The sequence below is a fragment of the Candidatus Eremiobacteraceae bacterium genome (assembly GCA_035710745.1).
GTDB lineage: Bacteria > Vulcanimicrobiota > Vulcanimicrobiia > Eremiobacterales > Eremiobacteraceae > JANWLL01.
The window spans coordinates 224,057-240,657 of the sequence record DASTCX010000016.1 but is presented as its reverse complement, the minus strand read 5'-3'; the positions used below and the strand labels follow the sequence as shown (position 1 = coordinate 240,657).

Here is a 16,601-nt window from a genome sequence, read left to right as displayed (position 1 = left end):
CCCCGTTCGCCTCGTCAGCCCACGCCCGCAGGTGCAGGGCGCGCGCCGACCATCGCGGTCGCTGCGGCGACGTCGGGCATCGACGTGTCGAGCGAATAGATCCGATCGAGGCCGAAGAGACGGAGGATGTCGATCGCGCGCTCGGCTTGTCGCGCGTCGACGGACTTGCGCCAACCTTCGATGAGGTCGCCGCCGCTGTTGACCGCGCTCTCCTCGCTTGTGAGCTCGGACGGCTGTGCCAACCGGCCGTACACTTCGGGTGTCACCTCGCGGTTCAGGAAACCGAAAAGCTTCTTGACCTCGCCCTGTGGATCGGTGCACAAGTTCTCGTAAAAGACGAATGCGGCGTCGCCTGGCTCGAGCTGTCGGAGCGGCACGAAGTTCTCAGCGCACCAAAGGAAGACGTGCTGTTCGAACGGCGTGCGCGCCGCGCGCATCTCGGCGACGAACGGCGCGAGATGATCGGCGACGAGGTCGTCTTGCGCCAGCAGCTCGTCGAGGTGGCTCTGCCAACCGAGGCGCAAGCGGGAGTACGCGTCGGCGCATGGGTGTCGGAACATCATGATGAGCCGGATGCCCGGGAATCTCTCCTTCAACCATTTGAGCATGAGGTTGGCGCGGATCTCTTTGACGACCCGCCGCCGGCTGACCACGGCGCGGTTGAACTGGTCTATCCAATCGTTTGTTATTCGACCGCTCAGGATTATACGCGCAGGACCGACATACTTTTCGGCCGTCTCGGTGGGGCGGAGGTATTGGCGGTAGCGAAATCCCGCGCATTCGGGCACTTTGAACGGATTGAACGGCTCGAATATGTAGCGGGCACTATGATCGTAGTTGACGATGTTCGCGACCCAGGCTGTCCCACTGCGACCCGTTCCCGCGACGAAAGTCGTCGCGGTGATGCTTTGATTAAGGTCGAAATGCACGCGCCTAAACACGTGGTTCAAACCAGCCGCGATCGTCCGGAGCGTCGATCTCATCCCGGCAACACCTTCCGCACGTGGGGCCGCTTCTCCTAAATCGTGGCCCATCGTATCCATCTTATGGTCATGAGGTCGCTCGCTTCGCAGGGATGGGTCGCGAGGCTGGTTGAAGTGCGAACTCCCCGAATCGTTCTAGAACGTCGACGCCTCTTCGCGCGTCCTGGAGGACCTTGTGCCTGATCCCAAACCGGCTCTCGTCGCGCCGCACGGCGGCACGCTCGTCAACCGAGTCGCCGATGCCGATGCCGCCGGCAAAGGTCTCGCTGCGGCGCGGTCGATGCCGCGCGTCGAGCTGAGCGATCGATCGATCTGCGACGTCATCTGCATCGCGACCGGTGCGTACTCACCGCTTGAAGGCTTCATGGGATCGGCCGACTATCGCAGCGTCGTCGACGACATGCGACTGCGAAGCGGTCTTATCTGGTCGATGCCGATCGTTCTGCCGGTCAGGGGAGCGGACGTCAAAGCCGGCTCGACCGCGGCGCTCGTCGATGAGACCGGCGACGTCATCGCGACGATCGCGATCGACGAGGTCTTCGAGGGCGATCCGGCGCGCGAAGCCGAGAAGGTCTATCGGACGAGCGACAAAGAGCATCCGGGCGTCGCTGCTGTGCTCGAGGCTGGTCCTCGATATGTCGCGGGCAAGATCACGCTGCTCAAGATGCCTGCGCCGCAGTTCCCGGCGGAGACGATGACGCCCGCGCAGACGCGCGCGAAATTCCAAGAGCTCGGCTGGCGCACGATCGTCGCCTTTCAGACGCGCAACCCGGTGCATCGCGCGCACGAGTATCTGCAGAAGGTCGCGCTCGAGATCGTCGACGGCTTGCTCCTTCACCCGCTCGTCGGCAAGACGAAGGGCGACGACGTTCCCGCGGACGTCCGCATGCGCTGCTATCACGTGCTGCTCGAGAAATATTATCCGCTCGGACGGACGGTGCTTTCAGTTTTCCCGGCAGCGATGCGCTACGCCGGGCCGCGCGAAGCGGTGCTCCACGCGACGGCGCGCAAGAACTACGGTTGCTCGCACTTCATCGTCGGCCGCGATCACGCGGGCGTCGGCTCGTATTACGGCACTTTCGACGCACAGCAGATCTTCGACGGCATCGAGAGCGAACTCGGGGTTACGATCCTCCGCTTCGAGCACTCGTTCTGGTGCAACGTCTGCGAGGGGATGGCGACGACGAAGACATGCCCGCACGACAAGGCGCACCACGTCGCGCTGTCGGGCACGAAGGTCCGCGACATGCTTCGCGCCGGCGAGCGTCCTCCGCAAGAGTTCTCGCGGCCCGAGGTTGCGGACGTCCTGATCTCCGCGATGTCGACGACCGTCTCGTAATAAAAGCCGGGGAGCGGTCGAGATTTATCTCGACCGCCGCGGCCGTCCGCTAACGATGCGCCGACGCCGGCGTCGTGGCGTTCTTGAAGTAGCTCTCGGGCAACGTCGCCGGGATCGACACGACCGATGCCGTCATCGACGTCTCCGTATTCGCATGCCAGAATGCGATGTAGCCCTTGAGCGACACATCCATCGTCGAGACGAGCCAGTACTTATCAGCCTGCGCGAAGTCCGCGGTGACGCCGACGCCTAAGAGCGCAGCGACCGCTCGCACGGTCACCTCGCCGTGCGCGCCGACGATCCGATAGTCGCTTGAGTCGACCCATAGATCCGTCAGCGGATAATCCATCGCGTCACGGAACGCACGCAGATGGAGGTGATACGTCTGCCTCCCGTCACGCTGTTCCATGCCGACGAGATCGATCGCGTAATGCTGGCTTCCGTTGACGGTGATCGCGCCGATGACTTGGGCCGGCGCGTCGCTTGCCTTGCCCGCGGCAGGTGAGGGCGATGGCAGTGGTGTCGACTTCGTGCCCGTCATGTCCGAGAAGTCGGTCGTCTCCGGCGCGAAAGGCGACTCGCCTTCGTAAGCCGCGTGCGTCGCAGCGTCTTGGACGAGCGCTCGCTCGTCCTTCGATCGATACCAGACGCGATAGTCCGCGGTCTCGTTCGCGTGGACGAGCCTCACTTCCCAATCCGTCAGCCCGTCATCCGTCTGCGGATACCAATGAAGGTTGTGGCTGACGAGATGCAAGTCGAAGACGAGATACGGCGGGTTGCCGGTGTGTGCGAGTGATCGCATCTCGTGGACGGACTTAGAATAGATCTCGTCCGGCGAGAGCGTTGCGGTCGCCAGCGGCGCGGACGATTTCATACCATCGATCGTCGCGATGATTCTTGCGATGTTGGCACGGAGCGGTCGACCATTAAGGTCGACCGGAGCCGGCCTTGCAGCTACGACGACCGCGATCGTGAAACCGACGATGAGCGCAATCGTTCTTGCGACGAACATGTCCGCTGACTCCCGCCATGCCGCGGTCGGCCTAAACCGGGGCGACAGATGTCGCCCGGTTGTCTGCTTATACGCGCGGCGTCGTCTCGCTGTTGCAACCGTGAGCGGGGTCGCAGCATGCGACTTTTCCGGTCGGGGCCGACGGTAAGCTCACCGTCCCTCACGAACGAACCACGCAAAGGGACGACCGGTCTACTGGTCCTAGCCGTACCCGCCGAAATTCCTCGAAAGGGCCGATGCGGGGCCGTGCGGACCATGGACGGACAGGGCTGTCACGCGGCGCCACAAATGAGGGTCGGACCTACTAGCGCCGGCACACTTCTGACGAGGAGCGATACGAGTTTGGCTACGACGGACACGGGTTTCATCATCTGGTTCACCGGGCTCTCCGGATCCGGCAAGACGACGATCGCGCGGATCCTCGAACAGCGCATCCGCGCGGGCGGGCGCAAATTCGAGTCGTTGGACGGCGACGTCGTCCGGACGAACCTCTCGAAGGGCCTCGGCTTCTCGAAAGAGGACCGTGACACGAATATCCGCCGCATCGGCTTTGTGGCGCATCTGCTCGAGCGCAACGGCGTCGCGGTCATCTGTTCCGCGATCTCGCCCTATCGCCAGACGCGCGACGAGCTGCGCATGATGGTCGGCGACGATTTCATCGAGGTCTACGCGGATTGCCCGATCGAGATCTGCGAGACGCGCGACGGCAAGGTCGAGATGTACGCGAAGGCACGCCGCGGCGAGATCAAGGAATTCACCGGCGTGTCCGATCCGTACGAGCCGCCGGAATCCCCCGAAGTCCATCTCATGACGAATGACGAGACCCCCGACGAGAGCGCCGAGAAAGTGCTGGCGTACCTCGTCGAGCGCGGCTACCTGCGCGCCGACGTCCTTCGTCAAACAGCCGCCAAATGAGCGAAATGCTCGTCGATCTCCAGATGCACACGACGTGCTCCGACGGCGCATGGCCGAAGGAGCGCGTCTTCGACGAGATCCGCGCGAAGCATCTCGAACTCTTCTGCATCACCGATCACGACACGATCGCCGCGTATCCTGTTCCCGACGACCTCGCGTCGCGCTGCGTGCCGGGTCTCGAAGTCGACACGGAGCACGCGGGGCACACGGTGCACCTGTTGGCCTACGGCGTGACGTCGGACGACACGCCGCTTCTCACCGCGCTTCGCAAGCAGCGCGAAGAGCGCGAAGTACGCATGCGTGCCATCATCGAGCGCATGAACGGCCTCGGCGTCGCCGTCTCGTACGACGACGTCAAGGCGCAGGTCAAGGGCGGGTCGAGCGTCGGCCGACCGCATCTCGCGCGCGCGCTCCTCGCCAAGGGCATCGTCTCCAATATCCAGGAGGCCTTCGACAAGTATCTCGCAGACGGCGAGAAGGGCTTCGTCAAACTGAAGCGCCTGACGTCCGGCGACATCATCGACCTCATCCACCGTTCTGGCGGCATCTGCGTCATCGCGCATCCGAATCGCTTACGCGAGCCGCATCACCTCGAAGAGATCTACAAGCTCGGCGCAGACGGCGTCGAGGTCGTCCACCCGACGGCGACGCCGGACGATGAGCAACGCCTCTACGCGTTCGCGGACGAACGTGGGATCGTCGCGACGGGCGGCTCTGACTTCCATGCGCCGGAGACGCATCCGCCGATCGGCGTGCGCTTCGAAAAAGCGCGCATCGACCGGTTCCTCGAGCGCGTCGCCGCCATCGCCTAGACCCGACTGGCTAACCGAAACGAACGTGTAGCGGTCGAGCTTCAGCTCGACCGCCGCGGACTTTCAGTTGTGGATGACGTCGATCGGGCCGGCGACAGTCCGCAGGTTCACGGTTCCGGGGCCCGACTGGATCGACGAGTCGACGTTCACGGGACCGAAGGTCACGTGAGTTTGGATGTCGCTCTTGAAGTTCTTGGGTACGCGCAGCTCGATCGGGCCGTCTAGTAGCGAGACGCGGATGTCTGGAACCCTGCTCGCGTCCGCCACACCGATCATGATCGGGCCGTTCTGGGTATCCACGTCGACGACGCTTCCCGTATCATCAACGGTCACGGGGCCGTTATCGGTCTTGACATTGATCGGCCCGATGACCTTATCGATCTCGACGGCACCGTTCGACGTCGTAAGGGAGAAACGGGCCTGACGAGGGATGCGAACGCTGATGGACTCGTACGGCTGCCGAAGACGCATCAGATCCGAGACCAGCGTTGAGGTCGGGGTTACGGTGATCCGCAACGTCGCCCCGCCTTCGGTCGAAGACTTGAGCACTTCCACTTTGGTTGACGTGTGGTCGGACCGCGTTTGACTCACTTTGACGTATCCACCGTCCCATCCGATAACCTTGATGTCTACATTAGCGTTACCGCTCGACACCTCGAGAGAGACGGGTCCATCCGACTTCACCGGGACGTTCGCCAGTACGCCGGCTGAATCTGGAGGATTCCCCGCGTCTGTAGAACCGCAGCCGAGCAAGAAATACGAGAGCGCCAATCCCGACACGGCAGCTGATAGGCCTCTAGCCAACGTCATGGGAGCTGCTACTTGGGTCTTCGCTGAATTGTTTCGACCGCGGCGGTCGAGATAAATCTCGACCGCTCCCTTATCTTTGGGTATGGTCGCGTTCGCAAAGGTCAGCCTTCTTCGGGTTCCAGGTGGATGAGCACGTGTGCTCGCGGCAGCGCTTGCTTGATCGCGACGACGATCTTGTCCGACTCGTTGTGCGCATCTCGCAGCGGCATGTCGCCGCGCATCTGCAGGTGGAAGTCGATGAACTCGCCGCCGCCGGAGCGACGCGTCCGCAGCTTGTGATAGCCGACGAACATGCTGCGATGCTCGTCGATGATCTCGCGGATAAGCGCTTCGTCCTGCGGCGGAAGCCGGCCGTCGGTGAGGTCGACGAAGGCGCGCGCGCTCACGTCGAACGCCGCTTTCGCGATGAGCCCGGCGACGAGCAGCGAGACGATCGGGTCGATGATCGTCGCGCCGGTGAGACGGATGGCGAGGAGACCGACGCCGACACCGGCCGCCGTGATGACGTCGGCCCGCAGCTGGGCGGCCTCCGCCAAGAGCGCCGGCGACTGCTCGTGCTTCGCGACCGACTGCAACCGCGACGACACGACGATGTTCACGACCGCCGAACCGAACATGAGCGCGATGCCGATGTCGAGGCGCGGGAAATTCTCGGCCGGATGGATGAGGTGCGGGATCGCCTGCGCGACGACGAATGCGCCGGTCGCGAGGATGAGGAGCGCTTCGATAGCCGCGCTCAAGTTCTCGAATTTGCCGTGACCATACGCGTGGTTCTCGTCCGCAGGTCGCGACGCGAGACGAACGGTCACGACCTGCATCGTCGTCACGAGCAGATCGGCGAGTGAGTGCGCCGCTTCCGAGAGTACGCTGACCGAGCCCGAGACGGCCCAGACGACGAGCTTCGCGATGACGAGCAGTGCGTTCGAGAGAAGCGGCGCACGCAGCGCGAGGACGCGCGTCCTCGCGGTATCGCGGAGCGCCGCGATGCGGCCGCTAGCTCTGGGTGGGCGGTCCGTCGTCGACGGAGGCGTCTGCTGCATCGTCCGGATCCGTCAGCACGCCGACGCTCGTACCGTCGGTCGGCGTCTCGACGCCCGCTTCATCCCGTTTGCGGCGATAGCGCGGCGGCGGCGCTGACTGCCGCTTCACCTTCGGGGGAACGCGGCGCGTGGGTGTAGCCGCCGCCGATGGCGTGCCGCTCGGCTTCGCCGGCTGCGGTGAACTCGCGATCGCCGCGCGCCGCGCGCTGCGCGAGCGATCGTTCGCGTTCTTCCACAGCACGAGCAACGGGCTCGCGATGAAGATCGACGAGTACGCACCGCTCGTCACGCCGACGATGAGCGCGAAGGCGAAATTCTTCAGCGTGTCGCCGCCGAAGAAGTAGAGCGCGAAGAGCGTGATGAGGACGGTCGCGAGCGTGTTGACCGAGCGCGTCATCGTCTGAAGCAGCGACGTGTTCACCATCTTGTCGTACGGCACGTCGGTCATGAGCTTCGTGTTCTCACGGATCCGATCGAAGATGACGATCGAGTCCATTACCGAGTAGCCGATGACGGTGAGCAACGCCGCGAGAAACGCGTCGTCCGCCGGCCGGTTCGCGATCGCATAGATGCCGACCATGACGAGGACGTCATGGATGAGCGCGAGGTCGGCGATGACGCCGTAGCGCAGCTGGTTGCCGAATCGGAAGGCTATATAGAGCAGCTGCAGGACGAGCGCGATGACAAGCGCCCACAGCGACTTCTTGAGATATTCTTGCGACAGGCTCGGCCCCACGGCCGTCACCTGGCTCTGAGCGCGGTCGACCTGCAATCCAGCTTTGTCCAAGGCGTTGAAGACTGGGCCGGGATCGGGCACGGTGCCTTGGAGCGAGATGACGGCCCGATCGTTTTGGAGCTTGTCCTCAGGCTTGCTCGCGAGTTGGATGCCCTCGGAGTTCTCGACGAATCCTGCGTACTGCGCCTTGTCTGACGAGTTCACACCGCTCAGATCGATCGCGCCCAGCGCCTGACGGATGTTCGTTTCCGTGACCGGCGCGCGGAACTTGACGTCGATCGTCGTGCCGCCGGTGAACGACAGGCCGAGCTTGAGCCCGTGATGCACGAAGAGCGCGATGATGCCGGCGACTATGATCGCGCCGGAGATCGCGAACCAGATGTTGCGCTGGCCGACGATATCCCAGTTGAGCTTGCGGAAGAACATCTTCGCTGTCGCTCCTTACGCGCCGAACGCGACGGGCGACGTCACGACGTCGTTGTCGACGACGACGTCGACGAACGCGCGGGTGATGTTGACCGCAGTGAGGAGCGAGAAGACGGTGCCGACGAGCAGCGTCAGCGCGAAGCCTTTGACCGTGCCGGTGCCGAGCCCGTAGAGGACCGCGGCGCCGACCATCGTGGTGACGTGCGAATCGAAAACGGTCGTGAACGCGCGCCGGAAGCCGACGCCGACCGCGGCGCGCGTCGTGCGCCCCGCCCAGAGCTCTTCCTTCAAGCGCTCGAAGATGAGGACGTTCGCATCGACCGCCATACCGATCGAGAGCACGAAACCCGCGATGCCCGGCAGCGTCAGCACGACGCCGAACGCCGTCACATAGCCGAGCATGAGGAAGCAGTAGACTACGAGCGCGACGTCGGCTAGTACGCCTGGCACGCGGTAGACCACGAGCATGAACAGCAGGACGACCCCGAGTCCGATGAGGGACGCGATGAGCGACTTCTGCAAGTCTATCGCACCGAGCGTCGGACCGACGTTTTCGACTTCGATGAGGGTCGTCGGGACTTTGAGCGCGCCGGCATTCAGCTCAGTCGCGAGAAGCACAGCGCTGTCTTGCGTCATGCCGCCGCCGTGGATCTCGCCGCTGTTCGCGATCGCTCCCTCGATGTCGGGCGCTTCGATCATCTTCTTGTCGAGAAAGATCGGCAGCGGCTTGCCGATGTTCGCCTTCGTCCAGTTGTAGAACTTCTTCGACCCGTCGCTCGTCAGCGTGAAGTCGACCGCCACAGCGCCGCCCGGATCAGAGCCTACGTTTGCGTGCTGGATGTCGGTGCCCGAGATGATCGGCTGCTGGCCCTTCGACGTCGCCGCGGTGTACGGGTTGAAGTTCGGGTCGCTTTGCGCTCTGTCGACCTGCGCCTGCGTCAACGGATACATCTCGAGGACCGCGGCGTTACGCATGAGCTTGATCGCTTGTTCGGGATCCTTGAGGCCTGGCATCTCAATGTTGATGCGGTTGACGCCAACCTTCTCGAAGGTGAGTTCGCTGACGCCGATACCGCCGAGCCGGTTCTGCAGCACCTGCAGTTCTTCGGCTTGTATGTCGGAGTTGATCTGCGGATATTGCGGGGTTGGTTCGAGCTCGACGAGCGCGCGCAAGCCACCCTGGAGATCGAGACCGAGGTGGATCTTTTGCGACACCGGGTTAAAGGCGAACCAGCAGAGGACGCAGATCGCGATGATGATCGCGAACTTTATCGGATGCTTCCAGCGGTACCAGAACATGTATGAGTCCGGGCCTTCGCGGGCGGGAGTGGGCGCAACGCCGCGGCACGCAACGTCACGGACGCTTCGGTCGACCCGTTAGGGTCGACCGTTTTCAGTCTGGCCGGGAGTTTCGCGGCACCCCGTCCCGCGGCCTTGTAGGGTGACCCTTTCCGCCACGTGCCGACTGGCTCAATTTTCGGTCGGAAGTTCGAGCGTGAAGGTCGGTATCACGACGTAGCCGGGTGCGATCTCCGCAAGGCCGATGATCGACGCCCGTATGCCACACGCTTCGACGAACCGTGCGAGCGGCAGTCGGACCGCTTGGGAACAGCACAGAACCGTCCGCTCGTCGCGAGATCCAAGCGCACGAAGTTCTCGCGCGAGCGCACGCGCGGCGTCGATGTCGAGCGCAAGTGCCGGACCCCTTTCGTCCGAGACGATCGCGTCGCTCATCTGCGCTTCGAGCGCGGGTGACAAGACCGCGGCAGCTATCCGACCATCGCCGTCGGCATGCGCATCGCAGATGCTTGGCGCAAGCCGACGGCGCACGGCCTCGCCGATCAGCGCTGCGTCCTTCGACCGCTCCGCCTCGTCGGCGATCGTCTCGAGGACCGCCACGACGTCGCGGATCGACACGGCTTCGCGCACGAGATGCTGGAGCACGCGCTGCACGAGGCCGAGACCGGCAAGCTCGGGCACGACGCCTTTCACCGCGGCGGGATGCGTCTTTCGGACGTGTTCGAGCAGATCGTTCACTTCTTGACGGCCGAGCAGGCTCGCGGCATGTTCTCGCGCGACCGAGCCGAGGCGGCTGGCCAACACCGCTATGGGGTCGACGACGATCGAACCGGGAGCGCCAACTTCTGTCGATGGTTCGAGCCATTTCGCGCTCGAGCCGGTCACGGGGTCGGTCGCTTCGGCGCCTGCCAACCGGGAGAGCGCAGCCGGTTTGCCGATCGCAAGCGCTCGGTCCGCGCGGAGCTCACCGCGCGCGACGACGCGTTCGCGCACGCGTATGGCATAGCCGCGTGCGGGCAGCCGGTCGTCATCGCGGACCCGCACGCTCGGAATGACGACGCCGGACTCGATCGCGAGCCGACGCCGGAGCGCGGCGATGCGCGCGAGGAGCGCCGTCGCCGCCGGTTCATCGAGCAACGGCAGGAGCGCTTCTCCTACGTCGATCGCCAATTGGTCGACGCCGAGCAGTGCGACGACGTGATCTGGTTGACGCGCTCGTGCTCGCCGCCGCAATGCTTCTTCCTGCGCTCGGCGGATGCGTTTGATCTCAGAACGTTTAGCGGCCGCCGCTCCCCCGGCGATGCCGGAAATCCCGAGCAGGCCGAATGCGAGGTGCGGCAAGCCGGGCACGAGTGCGAGGGCGAGCATCGCGATGCCGACCGCGCGGAGCGCGCTCGGATGTGCGACGAGCTGGCGCGCGAGGTCATCGCCGAGCCCCGCATCCGATGCCGCGCGGGTGACCATGATGCCGGTGGCCGTCGAGAGCAGGAAAGCCGGCAGCGTCGTCGCGATCGCGTTGCCGATCGAGAGCGGGGCGTACGTCGCGGCCGCGTTCGCGGCATCCATGTGTTCTTGGAAAACCCCGATCGCGATGCCGGCGACGAGATTGATGCCGACGATGACGAGCGCTGCCACCGCATCGCCGCGCACGAACTTGCCGGCGCCGTCCATCGCGCCGTAGAAATCTGCCTCCGATTGAAGCGTGCACCGTCGTGCCTTGGCGCCCGCCGCATCGATGATCCCCGCGTGCAGATCCGCGTCGATCGCCATCTGCTTTCCAGGCATCGAGTCGAGCGTGAACCGGGCCGCGACTTCCGCGACCCGCTGGGCCCCGTTCGTGACGACGACGAGCTGCACGACGATGAGGATGATGAAGAGAAGCAGACCGACGACCGCATTGCCTCGCATCACGAATGCGCCGAAAGCGGGGATGACGGATCCGACGCCGCCGGGGATCGCGCCTTGCGTCAAGATGAGACGCGTCGCCGATACGTCGAGGCCGAGGCGGAAAAGCGTCGCGATGAGCAGGAGCGCGGGGAAGGCCGACAGCTCGAGCGGATCTTGGATCGAGAGGGCGATGACGAGCACCGCCGCGGCGCCCATGACGTCCAAAGCGAGTAACGCATCAAGCAACACCGGCGGCAGGGGCACGACGAGCATGGCGACGATCGCCAGCACCGCGAACGCGAGCGCGGTTTTAGGCTGAATGGCGATCACCGATCCGGATTTCCGCCAAGCCGCCCACGTGTGCGCATCAGCCACGCGAAGATCGCCGCGATCGCGGCGTAGAATTCTTCGGGGACCGGCTCGTCGATGTCGACGCGCGCGAAGACCGCCCGTGCCAACTCCGGCGATTCGATGACCGGGATCTCGTGATATGCCGCGATCGTGCGGACGAACGTCGCCGCCAAACCGGCGCCGGCGGCGACGACGACGGGGACGTCGATTCCGGGAGGATCGTACCGAAGCGCGACGGCGACGTGCGTCGGATTCGCTATGACGGCCGATGCACGGCGTAGCGCTTCGAGCCGTATCCTCTTCGCGCGACGTATGGCGATTCCGCGGCGCCTCGATCGGGTTTCCGGCTTACCCTCCTGCTCGGTGCGTTCGTCGCGGACTTCACGGAGTGTCATCCGTAGGCGCGTCGCGTGCCGACGGCGCGCGATCGCGACTTCCGCGACGGCGATGACGCACAAGGCCGCGCTGACTCGCCACCACAGACCATATAGAGCGTCCGAGAGCACCATGGTCGTCGATCGCCACGAGCTGCCGCCGACATGCTCGACGACATCGGCCACCGCCGGCAGCGCGGCGACGACGACCGCCACGGCGGCGATCGCCGATACGAGCGTCTGCATGAACGTTTCGAAATCGATAGGCGGCCGCAGTCGGAATGCTCGACTCCACGATTTCGGCCCGATCGAACCTGGCGACCACCCGAGCGCGCCGGATGCGGCGCCAGATCCGACCGCTGCGAGTGTGGAACCGAGGCACGCGAGAAGACAGACGATCCATTCCGCGGGGGTCGTCGCGACGACGAAGGTCTGCACCGGTGCGATCCGGCGCGCCCCTGCCTCGGCGGCGAGGTCCGCCGCAGCGGCGAATGCGGCGATCCACGACGAAGCGAACCCGGTGCCGTATAGCGCGGGAATGATCGCGCACGAGATCGCGAGCGCGGACGGAGCGAGCGTGCTTCGCGGACGATCGCCTTCGCGCCGAGCACGCTCTCGCCGTTTCGGCGTCGCCGGCTCGGACCGTTCGTGCCCGTCGCTCATATCACGGCACGGTCGATGCGCTCGACCACGCGACTCGCGCGAGCCCGCGAAACGCCGGCGCGACACCGGCGAGCACGACGACCAGCACCGCCATGGTCGCGGCAGGAGAAGCGAGCATGAGCCCGTTGATCCGCGGCGCTGCCCGCGCTGCCATCGCGGTCGCGAGTGTCGCGATGAGCTGCGCCGCGATCGCAGGCGCTACGATGTCGAGGGACGCTTCGAAACTTTCGGCGACGAGAGTCGCGGCACCGCGGACCGACATGACGTGCATCGCCGACGACGATGCGTCGACGAGCCGCGAGCAGAGGTGCGTCATCGCACCCGACGATAGGAATATCGCTGCGAACGCGAGCGAGTATAGGCGGCCTAGCGGTCCCTGCTGGCCGCCGAAGATGCTGTCGCGGCCGAACGGCCGCGTCGCCATCGAAGAATCGATGACCGATCCGGCCGCCGACACGGCGGCTGCGACCATCGCGGCTGCGACGCCGAACGCTGCGCCGACGATCGCTTGCTCGGGCCACGCCGCAAGGCCGCGATCGTGCGGAAGCCTTTCGGCTAGGACGGGCACGATCGTCAGAGCGAGCCCACCGCGAACGATGCGGGGAACGGCGCCGGATCCGACGATCGGCGCGGTCGCGGCGAACGCGCTCGCTCGGACGAAAGCGGCGATCCATACGTCCGGCACGACGTGCTGATCGATCACACGCGTGCGATTTCGGGCAGCGCGTGGATGGCACCGACGAGCAGCATCTCCAGAAGCGAGAACGCGGCCGGTCCGGCGACGGATACGAGAAGGGCGATCGTGCCGAGTTTCGGCGCGAAGGCGACGTTTTGGTCTTGGACCTGGACGAGGGTTTGGAGTAAGCCGATGACGACGCCGACGATCGCGACGACGATCACGGCGGGCAGCGCGATGAGAGCCGCCGTTCTCAGCGCTTGGGTCATCAGCGAGACCGCGATGCTCTCCACGTGAGGCGCTCTAGCGATACGACGCGACGAGCGCCCCGGCGACGAGCGCCCACCCGTCGGCGACCACGAATAACAACAGCTTGATCGGTAGCGAGATCGCTGCCGGCGATACCATGTACATCCCAAGGGACATGAGAACGGCGGCGACGACGATATCGACGACGGCGAACGGCAGCGCGAGTGCGAATCCCATCGCGAACGCGGCGCGAAGCTCGCCGATGAGGAACGCGGGTGCGACCGCGGTGAAGGGCGCGTCCGCCACGCGGGTTTGCTTCGAACGTTCCATCCGCTCGAACGACTCGACGTCGGACGCGCGCGATTGGGCAAGCATGAAGCTGCGTAGCGGAGCCGCGCCGCGCGCGATCGCTTGCGCGGGAGCGATCCGCTTCGCGCCGAGCGGCTCGATCGCCGCCTGCTGTACGCGCGCGAAGGTCGGAGCCATGACGACGCACGTGAGCATCATCGCTAACCCTGCGAGCACGATGTTCGGCGGCAGCGACGACGCTCCGAGCGATGCGCGCAACAAGCCGAGGACGACGATGATCCTCGTGAACGACGTGACGGACACGGCGAGCAGCGGAAGCATGCCGAGCAGGAAGAGCGCGACGAGCAAGTCGACCGGCGAGCCCGCCGGGTGCGACACGGCGCGATCGATGATCTCCGTCATCGCTTGACGTCCGATATCTCCACCGCGAGCGCGCCGTCCTCGGTGACGACGAGCTCGCCGCGCGCGATCGCAACACCATTGACCAGGAGCGCGACGGGCGATTCCGGCGTGCAGTCGAGGGTCACGAGCGATCCTTCGCCGAGCTCGGCGGCGGCGTGCAGCGGCATACGTACCCCGCCGAGGCGAACTGCGACCGTCACCTCGATCTCGCCGAGCGCTGCGTACGGCGCTCGGTCTGCACCGGCGATCGACTCGTCCATTTCAGGCGGAGCGCGTCACGAGAATCGCGCGTTTTCCGCGCGACGCGCCAAGCGAGCCGGCCGCAACGTATGCGACGCCCGCGCGCAGACTCGCCTGCACATCGGGCGCGCACGCCAACGTGATGACGTCGCCTTTGCTCCAGCAGGCGATGGCGTCGACCCGCATCTGGGTGGCCGGCAACGAGGCATCGAGCTTGACGGGAATCGCTCGGAGATCGACTCGCTCGACTTTTCGCGTCGGAGCGCAGCGCTGGGGAGCGATCAGCGTGAACGTCGACTTTGCGCCGAGGGCGTCCGTCAGGTCCAAGCGGCAGCACCAGCCAGGGAGCACCGGCAGCCTCGATGCCGCTTGCTCTTCCCAGACGCGACCGGTCGCCGCCAACAACCGCTCGACGGTCTCGCGGACGATGTTCCGCTCTAGGGGCGTCGGCTCGTCGCCCGCTGGCCCGTGAAGGACGATGCCCAGAAGCGTGCGTGCACCGCCGAGGCCGAGAATGCACCACAAGTCGAGGCCGTCGCCATCGTCGCTGTGCCAAACGTGGGCAGATTCGATTTCTTCTGCCGTCAATGAGCGCTGCGCCGGCGTTTGACCGACGACCGAACCACGTCCCTTGAGCGCCTTAGGTGCCTGCGCTTCGATCGCCGCCGCCGCGCGCGCCAACAGAGCGGGGGCCGGGTCCGCAACGGTCGCGCGTTCGGACCGATGGCGCTTCCAGACAGGCCGCTTCAACGGACCAAAGCCAACACGGCTCGCTGGCACGAATCTTCCGCTGCAGCCGACGCCGCCTGTGTCTCGCCTCGTCGCTGCGCACGCCACATCCCTTCGAGATCGCCCGCGACGTTGACGAGCGCATTTTCGAGCGCGTGCGTTTTCAGTCGGCCGACGTTTGGTGCTCCTGGCGCGATGAATTGCGGATCGCCGGACTCCGCGGTCGAGCGCAACGAGGTGTCGTCGATCCGTCGAAGGCGCTCGGGAGCCGGAAAGACCGCGAGCGCCAGTCGCCCGATCGTTTCCGGTCCGCTCGCGCCATTGACTAACACATTTCCGTTTGCGTCGATGGAGGCGGCCTTGGCGTCGCGTCGCTCGATCTGTACGAGCGGTCCGGGATGCGCGGCATGGAACACAGGAAGACCGAGCACCGATCGACCTTCGCCATCGACGAGTTTACCATGTTCGTCGAAACGGAAGTCTCCGAGGCGCGTATAAAACGTTCGCCCCGCGCGCGAGACGACGAAAAACCCGGAGCCATCGATTGAGACCGCAAGCGGCGATGCGGATGGAGTCGTCGGCACGAATACGCTTTCGACCGGCTTCGTCACAATCGATCCCGGATGATCGGGGGCATCGCCGATCGCTCCCACATGCGCCGCCCGTCGCGCGTCGGCGGTCAAAGCGTCGACTTCGGATGCTACCGCATCCATTGCATCACGCTCGCAATGCCGCCACCGCTTACCATCACGTCGAGTCGCGCCTGCCCGACTTTTGCGGAAGTGCACAAACCCGAATAGCCGACGAATCGACCTTGGCGCGCGCGATCCGGCAGCGCGTCCGACGATGAGGCGTGCCGCAGCCGCGCCTCTCGCCGAACCTCTTCGACAGCGGCCGCCGCTGGAACGGCGATCGCGATGCGATCACCATGGATCGCGCGCGGTGCCGCGTCGAACGGTCGCGGCGCGCGCTCATGTACTCGGTGTCGATCGGGAGATGCCGCCCCCACGCCATGCGCCGGCGCGGATGCTTTGCGATGACTGACAGTGTGTTCTTTGGATCTCAGGCCGTAGGCCGCACGCTCCGCGAGCGACATCGAATCAGCCGGGCGGAAGGCGCCATCGAACGCGAATGCGACGTCGTTGAGGCCCTCGCTGAGTGCTCGCGAAAAGGCGGCGTCCGCCTGGACAGGCTTTTTGCTCGAGCTATTCGCGTTCGCGGTGACGGCCGGCGCTGGTTGCGCAGAGTCCATAAAGGCAAGCACCTCCTACCGGTCTATAATGTAGGAGGCGCTTGTGAACGGGTTGCGACGCGGTCGTAAATGGCTAGGCCGCGGCGGTCGACCGTAA

At 65.1% G+C, this 16,601-nt stretch carries 18 protein-coding genes; 3 read left to right on the top strand and 15 right to left on the bottom strand.

Annotated elements, in window-relative coordinates:
* Window positions 1–14 precede the first annotated feature (14 nt).
* Window positions 15–983 carry a sulfotransferase gene (locus VFO25_06850; protein HET9342615.1) on the bottom strand — a complete coding sequence of 323 codons (969 nt, stop codon included), beginning with the start codon at window positions 981–983 and terminating at the stop codon, window positions 15–17.
* 175 nt (window positions 984–1,158) lie between these two features.
* On the opposite strand from VFO25_06850, the gene sat reads away from it, so the two are divergent.
* On the top strand, window positions 1,159–2,322 hold the full coding sequence (gene sat / locus VFO25_06845; protein ID HET9342614.1) for a sulfate adenylyltransferase: 1,164 nt from the start codon (window positions 1,159–1,161) through the stop codon (window positions 2,320–2,322).
* Between the two features lie 49 nt (window positions 2,323–2,371).
* Here the strand turns inward: sat and VFO25_06840 are convergent, their stop codons facing one another.
* On the bottom strand, window positions 2,372–3,334 hold the full coding sequence (locus VFO25_06840; protein ID HET9342613.1) for a hypothetical protein: 963 nt from the start codon (window positions 3,332–3,334) through the stop codon (window positions 2,372–2,374).
* Window positions 3,335–3,382: 48 nt separating this feature from the next.
* Here VFO25_06840 and cysC point away from each other — a divergent pair, with 48 nt between their 5' ends.
* The gene (gene cysC / locus VFO25_06835; protein HET9342612.1) at window positions 3,383–4,249 is read left to right on the top strand and encodes an adenylyl-sulfate kinase; all 867 of its coding nucleotides are present in this window, start codon (window positions 3,383–3,385) and stop codon (window positions 4,247–4,249) included.
* Window positions 4,246–5,061, top strand: coding sequence for a PHP domain-containing protein (locus VFO25_06830; protein HET9342611.1), 816 nt, complete (start codon window positions 4,246–4,248; stop codon window positions 5,059–5,061). Before cysC ends, VFO25_06830 begins: the two co-directional genes overlap by 4 nt.
* 63 nt (window positions 5,062–5,124) lie before the next feature.
* On the opposite strand, the gene VFO25_06825 is transcribed toward VFO25_06830, so the two are convergent.
* The 13 genes from VFO25_06825 to VFO25_06765 form a co-directional block, all read right to left on the bottom strand.
* A complete protein-coding gene (locus VFO25_06825; GenBank protein ID HET9342610.1) occupies window positions 5,125–5,871 on the bottom strand; it encodes a hypothetical protein in 747 nt (248 codons plus the stop codon).
* Between the two features lie 101 nt (window positions 5,872–5,972).
* Window positions 5,973–6,911 carry a cation diffusion facilitator family transporter gene (locus VFO25_06820; protein ID HET9342609.1) on the bottom strand — a complete coding sequence of 313 codons (939 nt, stop codon included), beginning with the start codon at window positions 6,909–6,911 and terminating at the stop codon, window positions 5,973–5,975.
* A complete protein-coding gene (gene secF / locus VFO25_06815; protein ID HET9342608.1) occupies window positions 6,865–8,073 on the bottom strand; it encodes a protein translocase subunit SecF in 1,209 nt (402 codons plus the stop codon). The genes VFO25_06820 and secF overlap by 47 nt, the downstream gene beginning before the upstream one ends.
* Window positions 8,074–8,088: 15 nt before the next feature.
* A complete protein-coding gene (gene secD, locus VFO25_06810) occupies window positions 8,089–9,372 on the bottom strand; it encodes a protein translocase subunit SecD (protein HET9342607.1) in 1,284 nt (427 codons plus the stop codon).
* 171 nt (window positions 9,373–9,543) lie between these two features.
* A complete protein-coding gene (locus VFO25_06805; GenBank protein ID HET9342606.1) occupies window positions 9,544–11,589 on the bottom strand; it encodes a flagellar biosynthesis protein FlhA in 2,046 nt (681 codons plus the stop codon).
* Complete coding sequence (locus VFO25_06800) at window positions 11,586–12,647, bottom strand: EscU/YscU/HrcU family type III secretion system export apparatus switch protein (protein HET9342605.1); 1,062 nt, start codon at window positions 12,645–12,647, stop codon at window positions 11,586–11,588. The genes VFO25_06805 and VFO25_06800 overlap by 4 nt, the downstream gene beginning before the upstream one ends.
* A gap of 1 nt (window position 12,648) precedes the next feature.
* The gene (locus VFO25_06795) at window positions 12,649–13,350 is read right to left on the bottom strand and encodes a flagellar biosynthetic protein FliR (GenBank protein HET9342604.1); all 702 of its coding nucleotides are present in this window, start codon (window positions 13,348–13,350) and stop codon (window positions 12,649–12,651) included.
* Window positions 13,347–13,616 carry a flagellar biosynthetic protein FliQ gene (locus tag VFO25_06790; GenBank protein HET9342603.1) on the bottom strand — a complete coding sequence of 90 codons (270 nt, stop codon included), beginning with the start codon at window positions 13,614–13,616 and terminating at the stop codon, window positions 13,347–13,349. The genes VFO25_06795 and VFO25_06790 overlap by 4 nt, the downstream gene beginning before the upstream one ends.
* A 10-nt stretch (window positions 13,617–13,626) precedes the next feature.
* Entirely contained in the window at window positions 13,627–14,283 is a 657-nt protein-coding gene (locus VFO25_06785) for a flagellar type III secretion system pore protein FliP (protein HET9342602.1), read from the bottom strand.
* Window positions 14,280–14,543 (bottom strand): FliM/FliN family flagellar motor switch protein, encoded by a 264-nt coding sequence (locus VFO25_06780; protein HET9342601.1) that lies wholly within the window; start codon window positions 14,541–14,543, stop codon window positions 14,280–14,282. Before VFO25_06780 ends, VFO25_06785 begins: the two co-directional genes overlap by 4 nt.
* 1 nt (window position 14,544) lies before the next feature.
* Entirely contained in the window at window positions 14,545–15,204 is a 660-nt protein-coding gene (locus VFO25_06775) for a FliM/FliN family flagellar motor switch protein (GenBank protein HET9342600.1), read from the bottom strand.
* Window positions 15,205–15,269: 65 nt separating this feature from the next.
* Window positions 15,270–15,965, bottom strand: a complete 696-nt coding sequence (locus tag VFO25_06770) for a hypothetical protein (GenBank protein ID HET9342599.1) — start codon at window positions 15,963–15,965, stop codon at window positions 15,270–15,272.
* Entirely contained in the window at window positions 15,953–16,504 is a 552-nt protein-coding gene (locus VFO25_06765) for a hypothetical protein (protein ID HET9342598.1), read from the bottom strand. The genes VFO25_06770 and VFO25_06765 overlap by 13 nt, the downstream gene beginning before the upstream one ends.
* Window positions 16,505–16,601 lie beyond the last annotated feature (97 nt).